The 11457-nt window shown below is 63.1% G+C and carries 6 protein-coding genes and 1 pseudogene; all 7 read left to right on the top strand.

What is annotated here, in order from left to right; all coding sequences use genetic code 11:
- Nucleotides 1-817: pseudogene (locus tag HMPREF3171_RS12005) on the top strand (hypothetical protein); the annotation flags it as partial.
- 177 nt (nt 818-994) lie between these two features.
- The gene (locus HMPREF3171_RS01100) at nt 995-1435 is read left to right on the top strand and encodes a helix-turn-helix domain-containing protein (protein WP_070482291.1); all 441 of its coding nucleotides are present in this window, start codon (nt 995-997) and stop codon (nt 1433-1435) included.
- A 525-nt stretch (nt 1436-1960) separates the two neighbouring features.
- Nucleotides 1961-3028 (top strand): ATP-grasp domain-containing protein, encoded by a 1068-nt coding sequence (locus HMPREF3171_RS01110; RefSeq protein ID WP_070482295.1) that lies wholly within the window; start codon nt 1961-1963, stop codon nt 3026-3028.
- Between the two features lie 79 nt (nt 3029-3107).
- Complete coding sequence (gene pta / locus HMPREF3171_RS01115; RefSeq protein ID WP_070482297.1) at nt 3108-4454, top strand: phosphate acetyltransferase; 1347 nt, start codon at nt 3108-3110, stop codon at nt 4452-4454.
- Nucleotides 4455-5657, top strand: a complete 1203-nt coding sequence (locus HMPREF3171_RS01120; RefSeq protein WP_070451088.1) for an acetate kinase — start codon at nt 4455-4457, stop codon at nt 5655-5657.
- 99 nt (nt 5658-5756) lie between these two features.
- Nucleotides 5757-9008 carry a YPDG domain-containing protein gene (locus HMPREF3171_RS01125; protein ID WP_070482299.1) on the top strand — a complete coding sequence of 1084 codons (3252 nt, stop codon included), beginning with the start codon at nt 5757-5759 and terminating at the stop codon, nt 9006-9008.
- A gap of 6 nt (nt 9009-9014) precedes the next feature.
- Nucleotides 9015-11456, top strand: a complete 2442-nt coding sequence (locus HMPREF3171_RS01130; RefSeq protein WP_070482301.1) for a hypothetical protein — start codon at nt 9015-9017, stop codon at nt 11454-11456.
- The last annotated feature ends 1 nt before the right edge of the window (nt 11457 follow it).

Genomic DNA, 11457 nt, shown 5'->3' on the forward strand with positions numbered 1-11457 from the left:
TGGCCCGATCACGGTGACTGTCGAGGATCCGGACCTGGATGGTGGCAAGACCGAGGTCGAAATCGAGGTCAACGGCCACGAGAAGGGCCGCAACGACAACACCACCGTCTCCCCGGGCAAGAGCACGGTCACGCCGAACGGCAAGGGCCAGAACGTCGGCAAGGTCGATCAGGGTAACTCTGACAAGAAGGGTGAACTGACTGGCGAGCTCGTCGATAAGGATGGCAACCCGATCAAGGACGCCAAGGTCACCATTGACAAGGATGGCAACATCATTGTCTCCGTCCCGGAGGGCACCCCGGCCGGCGAGGCTTGGGTCGTCGTTAAGGAAGACGGCAAGGAGATCCACCGCTTCAAGATCCAGATCGGTGAAACCATCGACACCGGCAAGTGTGTCGCAACCTCTGTCGGGTTCGGCCTGCCGCTGATCGCACTGCTGCCGCTTGGTCTGGCAACCCAGATCGAGATCCCGGGTCTGTCCGACTTCGCCGCACAGGCGAACGCACAGATCCAGAACGCCAACACGCAGCTGCAGCAGCAGCTGGGCATCTTCAACCCGCAGCTCGCTGCACAGGTTGAGGGTCTGAACAACCAGCTGGGGCAGTACGGCACCGACATTGCGACGGTCGCCGGTGGTCTGGCTCTGATCGCCGCTGGCATCCTCGCCGGCACGATCATCTACGACAACTGCACCCCAGGTGGTGGCTCTTCCGTGAAGGACCTGGAAATGAAGGGTTCTTCCGGCAAGACCTACGCCGGCTCCTCCAAGGAGGAGAAGGCACCTGCTACGACGCAGAAGGCAGCGCCGAAGAACTAATTCGGTAGCCACACGCCTTCTTTGAAGGCACCTTCCTCGAAACGCCGTTGCCCCGCTCACCAACCCGGTGGGCGGGGCAACGGCGTTTTGTCTCGAGTTTGCCTGGAGCGAACTAGCCGCATTGCACTTACAAGTGAAAGCCGATATTGTGCAGTGCATACTCAAAAGGAGGCTCAAATGGCTACCGCACTTTCGCCGTCGAACTCCATTGTTCTCACTGCCGAGGAGACGGCGTCTTTCGGGGCGCTGCAGATCCCGGATGGGGCAGACATTGCAATCCATGGTCCGGACGGTGACGAGGTTGATCTGCCGAAGGATGTCCAGAAGACCGTGCTTGCCGCGCTGCAATCCATAATTGAAAACGGTGAGGTCGCAATCATGCGAATGCCTGCGGAGCTCACCAGCACGTCAGCAGCGGAAATCCTCGGTGTATCTCGGCCAACCCTGATGAAGTGGGCGAAGGAGGGCAAGGTCGATAGTTTTAAAGTCGGCACGCACACTCGGTTTAACCGGGATGATGTTCTCGATTTCAAACGAGGTTTGGAGAAGAAGCGGAATGACGCATTTGAAGAACTTCGTTCCTTCGAGGTCCGGGAGTTCGGTCCGATTGATGACTGATCTCCAGGCTTGGAATCTAAGGCGATAGCAATACCCTTGTGGTTCAGCGTGTTTTAGTGGATGCGAATGTTGGAGCCAGTCGAATGTTGACGGACTGGCTATTCATTTGCGTGGGTGCAACAGTGGGATGTATGTGCTGTTGTGGACTCATTCCAAGCTAGATGATTCTTCACGTCGCATAGTCGCAACGATTAAGAGGCTGTTTCGGCTGGGGTGATTTCATCCGCCTGGACTTCCAAGTCTGCACCTGTGTCCTCGATGAATATACCTTGGATGAGGACTACATCGCCTACGTGGGCATCGGGTTGTTCGGAGAGCTCGCGCGGTTGCGCCTGTATAGCGATTCCCTCGGCTGGACCTTGAGTGTAATGAGGGGTTATGAAAGCCCCGCCGGCCAGCAGCACGACGGGGACTGGGCGCGTCGCTGTCCCCAGATAATCTGGCGAGGGCGCCGCCTCTGTCCCTGAGCATAGCCGAGTCTCTCGGCTACCTGCGCGACATATAAGTGTGGGACAATCTGACGCTATGACTGTTCCATCTTCTGCACAGCGTCGCGCGCTGATCCTTGGCACGTCGCCGATGGCCCGCGAGCTTGAGCAGGCTTACCAGCGCCTCGGGTTTGAGACTCAGATTGGTGCTGTGTCGCTGGCTGATCAGTTCCACCCGGACATCATTGTGACCACGGGGGATTCGCCGGACACGCTCGAAGAGGTTGAGGTGGCGGCGGAGGCTGCCGGGGCGGCGGTGGCGCCGTCGACAAGCGCATGCCGCCGTACTGCGGACCGCATGGCGGTGCGCACCCAGGCGAGCGAGGAACTGGGTTTGCCCACGCTGGATTGTGAGTTTGTGACCACGCCGCAGGAAATGCAGGACGCGGTGGAGCGCCTCGGGTTTCCGTGTGTGGTGAAGTCGCCGACATCCCGCGACGGGCAGGGATTTTCCACGGTGCACAGCAACGCCGACCTTGCGGAGGCCTGGAGTATCGCCTCGGAAGGGGAGGGTGACGGTGTGGTGGTGGAGCGCTACATCGACTTTGATTTTGAGGCCACGATCCTCGCGGCGCGCTCCATAGACCCGAACACGGGCGAGTTGGCTACGTGGTTCTGCGAGCCGATTGGCACCCGCCACCGCGAGGGCAAACTGGTGGAGGCGTGGCAGCCTGCGCCGATGCCGGAAGCTGCGATGGACAACGCGCGCTCGATTGCCGCGCGCATCATGGGTGGGCTTGCAAGTTGCGGCGTGTACTCCATTGAGCTGTTTGTCTCTGGCGACGATGTCTACTTCTCCCAAGTCACTCCACGCCCGAGCCGTGATGGGTTGGTCACGCTTGCCACGCAGCGCGTCAACCAGTTTGATCTGCAGGCGCGTGCGACGCAGGAGTTGCCGATCGATTCCACGCTGGTCAGTCCCGGTGCCGTGCGCTTCCTGCCGGGGGTGACACCCTCGCTGGAGGCTATCGCCGCCGCGATGGAGGTGGAGGAGACCACGGTGCGCATGTTCGGCCCGGATGTGTTGATTCTTTCCACCGCAGATTCGGCCGCGGAGGCGCGTGTGCGTACCGACGACGCGGCGCGCGCCATGAAGAAGATGTAGGTCACACCATATAGTGTCTCGCCGTGTCGGCAGTGTCGGTAAACTATGCACTGTTTGCCCCACAACGAAAGGTGAGACAATGTCCCAGACCCTGCTTGTAACCCTTGCAAACCGCACCTTCGAGGGTGTGGATCTGCAACAGCTCGCCGGCCGTCTCGGCCTCGAACTGGTGCGCGCCGAAGGCGACAGCGTGGCGGAGATCTTCAACTCCGGCGCACTCTTCGGCGACGCGAAACTGATCCAGGGCACTGGTGACTACAACTTTGACGGCGAGCTCGCCGCAGCTCTCGGGGTGCCCGTGGTGCTCATTACTAGCGACGACACCACCGCACCCCTGGCCAAGCGCCGCGTGGAGGAGTTCGGGGCGGTTGTGGTGTCGTCGATTAGCGGTGGCGAAGTGGAGACCTTCGAACCGGCCGCTGTCGAGGCCAAGCAGGTCATGAGCCCCACCGTGTTCGAACACCAACTGCTGGAGCAGGCCAAGGCCGCAGGCTCTCATGTGGTGCTGCCGGAGGGTGAAGACGACCGTATTCTGCAGGCCGCCGATCAGTTGCTGCGCCAGGAAATTGCGGAGATCACGATTCTTGGCGATGTTGACGATATGAACCGCCGCGCCGCCGACCTCGGCCTGGACCTGAGCGGCGCGAACCTGCTCAACCACCTCGAATCCGATCTGCTTGAGGAGTTCGCCGCCGACTTTGCGGAGCTGCGCAAGAAGAAGGGCGTGACGCTCGAGGAGGCCCGCGAGACCATGAAGGACGTCTCCTACTTTGGCACCATGATGGTGCACAAGGGCCTGGCAGACGGCATGGTCTCCGGCGCTGCGCACACCACCGCGCACACGATTAAGCCGTCGTTCCAGATCATCAAAACCGCCCCGGGTGCGTCCGTGGTGTCCTCGATCTTCCTCATGGTCATGCAGGACCGCCTCTGGGCATTCGGCGATTGCGCCGTGAACCCGAACCCGACCGCCGAGCAGATCGGCGAGATCGCCGCCGTGTCCGCCAAGACCGCCGCCCAGTTCGGCATTGATCCGAAGGTGGCCATCCTGTCGTACTCCACCGGCTCCTCCGGTGCGGGCCCGGACGTGGAGCGCGCCGTTGAGGCCACCGCGAAGGCGAAGGAACTCGCCCCGGACGTTGCCATCGACGGCCCGCTGCAGTTCGACGCCGCCTGCGACCCGGGCGTGGGCGCGAAGAAGGCCCCCGACTCCCCGGTGGCGGGCCAGGCCAACGTGTTCATCTTCCCCGACCTGGAGGCCGGCAACGCGGGCTACAAGATCGCTCAGCGCACCGCTGGCGCCCTCGCCGTCGGCCCGGTGCTGCAGGGCCTGAATAAACCGGTCAACGATTTGTCCCGCGGCGCCACCGTGCCAGATATCGTGAACACCGTAGCTATTACCGCGATTCAGGCAGGGGCGAAGTAAATGTCTTACGTACTGGTTATCAACTCCGGCTCGTCCTCGATCAAGTTCCAGATCGTCGACCCGACCTCCGACGCGTCGGCGGACCCGTTCGTCTCGGGTCTTGTCGAGCAGATCGGTGAGCCCCAGGGCCGCATCACCATCAAGTACGACGGCCAGAAGCACGTCGTGCAAAAGGCCGTGCCCTCTCACGCGTCCGGTTTGCAGGAGACGTTCAAACTTCTCGACGCCAAAGGCGTCGGCCCGACCCAACTCGACATCGTCGCCGCAGGCCACCGTGTCGTCCACGGCGGCATGGTGTTCTCCGAGCCAGAGCTGATCCTGGACCCGGTCGTGGACATGATCCGGGACCTCATCCCGCTGGCGCCGCTGCACAACCCGGCCAACATCGACGGCATCGAGGTCGCCCGCGAGTTGCTGCCGGACATCCCGCACGTCGCCGTGTTCGACACCGGCTTCTTCCGCGACCTGCCCCCGGCCGCCGCGCTGTATGCCATCAACGCTGAGGTCTCCGAGCGCAACCTGATCCGGCGCTACGGCTTCCACGGCACCTCACACGAGTTCGTGTCCTCCCAGGTGCCGGAACTCATCGGCCGCGACCCGGCGCACACCCGTCAGATCGTGCTCCACCTGGGCAACGGCGCTTCCGCTTCCGCGGTTGCCAACGGCCACCCGATCGACACCTCCATGGGCATGACGCCGCTGGCCGGCCTGGTCATGGGTACCCGCTCCGGCGATATCGACCCGGGCATCATCTTCCACCTGGTGCGTCAAAGTGGCATGACTATCGACGAGATCGACAACCTCCTCAACCGCCAATCCGGCGTCAAGGGCCTGTCGGGCGTGAACGACTTCCGCGAACTGCGCGCCATGATCGAAAACGAGGACGAGAACGCCTGGTTGGCCTACAACGTGTACCTTAACCAGCTGCGCCGCTTCATCGGTTCCTACATGATCGCGCTTGGCCGCGTGGACGCCATTACGTTCACCGCCGGCGTTGGCGAGAACGATAAGTTTGTTCGCATGGATTCGCTGGACAACCTGAAGCACTACGGCATCGAGATCGATCCAGCGAAGAACGATTTGCCTAACGACGGCCCACGTATCATCTCCACCGACGACTCCACCGTGAAGGTTCTCGTCGTGCCTACCAACGAGGAGTTGGCCATCGCACAGAAGGCCGCCGCCGTCGCCGCGCGGGTATAAAAGCAAAATGTTGTAACAACTTACCCTAAGCCGATATATTGACGTGTAGTAACAACGCCCGCATTGCGGGCTGAACATACCGTCAAAGGGGATGGGCAGATGGCCGAGCAGCACCGCAACGTTTCCAGTGTGCGCCGACGTGGAACCTCAATCGCAGCATGTGCCATCGGCCTGTCGCTCATCGCAGGCGCGGTGCAACCGGTGCAGGCGGCCGAAGAAACCATGGAAGCCACGGAACCCGCACCGGAGCCGGTTGCAGACCCGGTGAATCCCCCCGAGGTCGACGAGGGCTGGTCCGGCGTCTCCTACCCAGCGGCCAAAGTGCGCCTTGGCCAAACCACCTCCACGCAACCTGTCCTCGGTTTCCTCGAGTCGTACATCAACAAGCCGGTCCACTACCGCTTTGAACATCCCGATGCCGTCAACCCAGCCTGGGGTGCTGAGATCGACGGCGATTCGGGCACCGTGACCATCACCCCGGATCCGTCCAAGGCCGAAGAGCTGCCGGATGAAGAGACCATCAACATCATGGCGGTGTACAAGGACGGCGACCACAAGATCGTCCCGTTCGACATCGTGCTTTCTGCGGACCCGTACTTCATGCGGGTCGAGGACCGCACCTTCTGGGCGCACAAGCGCATCAAGCCGGTTCCCGTTCGCGCACTGCGGGTTCCCGAGGGTGCCACATTAACTATCGACGACTCCACCCTCCCCGAAGGCATCACCGCCGACACGTCCCGCGCCAAGGGCCGTTTCCAGAACGTCTACCTCAAGGGCGCCCCGACTACTCCGGGCACCTACAACGTCACTGCGCGCGTGCTGGGCGAAGACGGCAGCCCGCTCGTCGATACCGCAGGCAACGTCGTCACCTCCATGTTCACCATCACCGTCAAGGACACCTCGGAGCTTCCTGAGCCTGTCCGGGAGAAGCTGACCACCCCGCCAGACGGCACCGTCCGGCCCGGTGAGAAGTTGGAGATCCCCGTTGATACGGACAACGCCTCCTCCGTGGAGGTCGAGGGCCTGCCGGACGGTGTGATTTACGACGAGGAAAACAGCGTCATCACCGGTACCCCGAAGGAGCCGGGCGACTACGACGTGGTCGTGGAGGTCATCACCGAAGACGACAGGTTGTTGGAGGAGCACCTTGAGATCTCGGTGTCCGTGGCTGACGGCTTCGCGTGGCATCCGATCACGGTGCGCGCTGGTGAGGATGTAGAGGCGGCGCCGTCGAGGGTGCCGTCGACAAGCATGGGCATCCGCGCCGCCGACGATGCGCCCGAGTGGGTCACCGTTGGCGTCGACGGCGTGATCAAGGCAGTCCCGCCGCGCGACCTGGCCCCGGGGGAGTACAAGTTTGGCGTGATTACCGACGACGGCACGCGCAGCACCGTCACCATCGACGTCCAACCCCCGAACACCGACGCCTCCCGCTACTGGCCCGAGTACCGCCCGGGCTACCTGCGCTACGGCGAGACCGGCAACAACAGCGCACCGACCGCGACGCTGAACGAGGGCGGCCGCAGCTACCGCAACCAGCCGCTGCCTGCCGGCACGAAGTTCGAGATTCTGGGTGATTCCACGGGCCTTGAAATGGACAAGTCCACCGGCGTGATCACGGTGACAAAGCCACGCACCGAGAACTTCGACGTCCGCGTGCGGATCACATTCCCGGATGACACCATCGCGGAGCGTTATGCGAAGTTCATCGTGGACCCCGCCCCGCACAACGTCACCTACCAACCCGCCTACGAGCAGAATAAGGGAGCGCAGCCAGGCAAGACGGTGCTCATCCGCCAGATTGGCAAGATGCCTGAGGACGCGGAGTACGTGCTGGCCACCCCGCACACCGAACTCGAGGGCTGGGATGTTGCCGTCGATCTAGACTCCGGCCTGATCCGCGCGACCGCGCCGAAGGACAACGCCAAGCCGATCGAGGTGCAGGTCCGCGCGCTGTACTCGGACGGCACCATCGACGACGTGCCGCCGAGCGAAGACGAGCCCAGCGCCAACCGCGAAGGCGGCGAGGCTGCCGCCGTGCGTATCGACGCCCTCACCGGCGACACCCTCGCCGACGGCGTCCGCAGCCTGGAGTACAAGCCGGTATTCGACGCCGAAGGCAACATCAGGATCACCCCCACCGGCTCCGTGCCGGAAGGCACGAAGTTCGAGGCAGACGGCCTGACCACCCTGCCGGTAGAGCTTGACGAGAACACCGGTGAGATCACGATCAAGGTGCCAACCGACGCACCGGCCGACGCACCCTTCGACGTACCGATCAAACTGACACTGCCGGACGGCTCCACCCAGGAGGTCGTCGTACCGGTGACCACCCGCTCCGAAGCCAAAGGCAAGGCGGTGTCGTGGGCGCCGCTGAAACTCACCGAGGGCGGCGATCCGACCACCAAACTGCCCACCGCTGCACCGGAGGGGGCGCGGTACGGGCTGGCGGCGTCGTTTAGTGAGCCCGGCTGGCGCGTCCATGTCGACGAAACCACCGGCGCCATCACCGCCGCCATCGACGGCGGCATGGCGGCGAGGAGCAACGCGCTGGCCACCCTGATCCCGATCGTGGTCACGTTCACCGACGGCTCCCAACGCATCGTCGAGGTCCCGGCCACCGCCGTGCGTGGCGAGGCCGCCCTCACCGGCATCGAATACCTCGGCGGCAACGTCCGCGCAGGCGCGGAACGTGTACTGACCCCCACCAAGCACAAGGGATCCTTCTCCCTGGTCACCCCGGTGGAGGGGCTGCACACCGCCATCGACCCGGAAAACGGCGTGCTCACCGTCAAGGCCACCCCAGATACCCTGCCCGGCATCCGCGAGGTGCCCGTGCGTATTAGCTTCAGCGACGGCTCGGAACTGTTCACCTCCGCGCCCGTCCAGGTGCTCACCGCCAACGGCGCGGCCACCCTGGCCAAAGACGCGAAGCTGGAGAACATGCTGGTCAAAGGTACCGCTGGCGAGACCTCCCGCTTCGCCCTGACGCGCCCGGAGACCGCCATCGACCACCCGTTCTCGCTCGGCCAAACCGAATCCGACGGCTGGACCTTCGGCATCGACCACGCCACCGGCGAACTCACCGCCAGCATCCCCACAGGTGCGGAGGGCCATGCGAAGGCCGTGCCGGTGTTCGTCGAATACCTCGACGGGTCCCGTGGCAAGTTCACGGTGACGGTGGAGGCGACACGAGCGGTGGAGTCGTCGACAAGCAGTAGCTCCGTAGACACCCGCGCGATAGGCTGGATCGCCGGGCTGCTTGCCATCCTCGGCCTCATCGGGGCAGCCAACTACGCCCTGTACGAAAACCGAGAGTTTTACCAACAATTCCTAGTCTGGTGGAAGTAGGAGAACATGCGAGTACACAAGAAAGTCGCCGCCGCCGCGGTTGCCGCGAGCCTCGGTGCAGGGCTCGTAGTGCCAATACAGGCAGGCGCCGTCATTGAGCAGACGCGTCCGTTCTCCGTCGACGCGAAAACTGGCGCATTCGAAGGCTTCCAAACCGTCGAAGCCAACAAGGGCCGCGTCAGCTGGCTGACCTACAACAACCCCACCTACGGCAGCCTGCCCACCGCCCTCTACATCGACGCGTTTAACGACGGCACCCGCGTCCAATACGTCGGCAACGACACCGACGTCAAAACGTCCAGCAAAAACGGCGTAGACACCATCACGCTCACGCACACCAAAAACGGCGTCGAGCTCACCCGCACCTTCACCGTCACCGCCAAAGAAGTCACCGTCAACGTCGTCGCACGCAACGTCACCGACGCACCGAGCCCCCTGGCCATCGACCTCACCGCAGGCATGATGTCTTACGACTACGAACTCACCGCCACCCCCAAAAACAACGGGTACGAGGTCTCCGTCGGCGGACGCTACAAGGTGCATACGCTTTTCGACGACCCCACCACCACCGCAACCGGCGACACCCTCAACAACGCGCTCGCCGGCGCCAACAACGCCAGCCGTTTCCAAACCGGCAAATGGGAAAACACCGTTGCACCAGGCGAGACCCTCGAAGCCACCGTCACCTTCCAAGGCACCGCCAGCGAAGCGCTAAAAGACACCGACGGCGACGGCTTCCCCGACGAATGGGAACGCAACGGCTTCACCTCCGCCGACGGCAAAGAATTCCCACTCCACCGCTGGGGCGCCGACCCCACGCGCCCAGACCTGTTCCTCCAACTCAACTGGATGAAATCCGAATGGGAATCCCTGGGCTGCTCCGACAAGCGCAAGTACGCGCCCACCGAAGAAGACTTTGACAAGTTCCAGGAATGCGCCAATGCGAACACCAACGTGTACCGCCCCTCGCGCCAAACGCTGAACGACCTCGTCGACCTCTTCGACAAAGAGGGCTACAACCTGCACATCGACGCCGGCGTCTACTACAACAACATCCCCGGCCTCGAACCCCACGGCGGGCCAACCGAGGACTACGCGGAGTACTACTTCGCCGGCGAAAACCCGGCAGTCAGGATGATCAAAGACCGCGACCGCCTGCTCGGCGACCGCAAAAACATCTTCCGCGTCGGTGTCATCGGCGACAGCCAAGCCGCAGACAACCCGTCCTCCGGCAACGCCCTACTTGCCGACGGCGCCTTCTACATCGCCAAAAACGAACGCATGACCTCGCAGGAACAACTCCGCAACACCATCCTGCACGAATTCGGCCACAACCTCGGCCTGACCCACTCGGGCTCGTCGAAAGTAAAGCGCCCCGACAGCGAGTACGTCCCGCACTACGAATCGGTCATGAACTACCTCTACCAGTTCAGCGTGTTCAACTACTCCAAAGAAACCGCCACGCCCGACAGCACAAAGCCGCTGCCGGCCAAGTGCACCGACGGCTCCGTCGAATGCTTCAAGGGCGACTACAGCATCGCCCCCGACTGGAACAACCTCGACCTGGTCAACGGCGAAATCCGCAAGGCCACCGGCACCTCCGGCGTCGCCGACGAGGACCCCGACGAATCCGGCCACACCCACCCCTCCGTGAGCCAACTCGTCGCCCTGTCCGCCGAACGCAACAACGGCAAGGCGGGCCTGCGCATGCTCAGCCTGAAGGACAACCCGTCCTACATCGTGGCTAATCGTTACGACTCCCGCGTCAACGTCGAGCTCTCCAACCTCGGCATCGACCTGCACAAATTCACCCTCCAGGTGAACTACCCCGGCGGCGACTTCCGCAGGGAATACCCAGTCGAAGGCGCCCTGACCGAAAACGCAGCCCTGCCCATCGAAGTACCGATCACCAACACCATCGGCTACGACGAAGCCGAAATGCCGATCCAGTTCCGCGTCTTCAACGAGGAAGGCCTGCTTGTCGAGGACCAAACCGTCAACTTCTCCGTCCTCAACTACTCCGCCAAGGACATGCAAGACCTCATCGCCGACCTGGAGAAAACCAACCCAGAGAAGGCCGACCAAGTCCGCGACATCCTGGCCAAGCCCGACCCGTCCAAGCCGACCCTGACCCAGGCCCCGCCGATCCCAACTGCCACCAACCTGCCGGTCCTGCCCGGCCAGCGCGACCCGGCGATCACCTCCCTGGGCCCGAAGCCGACCACGCCGCGGCCAACCAAGCCTTCCAAGACGGTCTACACCACCCCTGGCCCCACCGCGACCAAACCGACCTCCACCGTCGAGCCGCAGGCCTCCGGCAGCTCTGGCAGCTCTAGCGGCTCCGGAAGCGGCTCTAGCTCCTCGCCGGGTGCGATCGTCGGCATCATCATCGCGGTCCTGGCGGTGCTGGGCCTTGGCGGTGCCGCGGCCGCGTACATGAACCGCTAGC

This window comes from Corynebacterium sp. HMSC08F01, assembly GCF_001807545.1.
Lineage (GTDB): Bacteria > Actinomycetota > Actinomycetes > Mycobacteriales > Mycobacteriaceae > Corynebacterium > Corynebacterium coyleae.

What these genes read in the sequence shown, in the direction of transcription:
- HMPREF3171_RS01130 (WP_070482301.1), top strand. Translation starts at nt 9,015, where the DNA reads ATGCGAGTACACAAGAAAGTCGCCGCCGCCGCGGTTGCCGCGAGCCTC.
- HMPREF3171_RS01120 (WP_070451088.1), top strand. Translation starts at nt 4,455, where the DNA reads ATGTCTTACGTACTGGTTATCAACTCCGGCTCGTCCTCGATCAAGTTC.
- HMPREF3171_RS01125 (WP_070482299.1), top strand. Translation starts at nt 5,757, where the DNA reads ATGGCCGAGCAGCACCGCAACGTTTCCAGTGTGCGCCGACGTGGAACC.
- HMPREF3171_RS01110 (WP_070482295.1), top strand. Translation starts at nt 1,961, where the DNA reads ATGACTGTTCCATCTTCTGCACAGCGTCGCGCGCTGATCCTTGGCACG.
- HMPREF3171_RS01100 (WP_070482291.1), top strand. Translation starts at nt 995, where the DNA reads ATGGCTACCGCACTTTCGCCGTCGAACTCCATTGTTCTCACTGCCGAG.
- pta (WP_070482297.1), top strand. Translation starts at nt 3,108, where the DNA reads ATGTCCCAGACCCTGCTTGTAACCCTTGCAAACCGCACCTTCGAGGGT.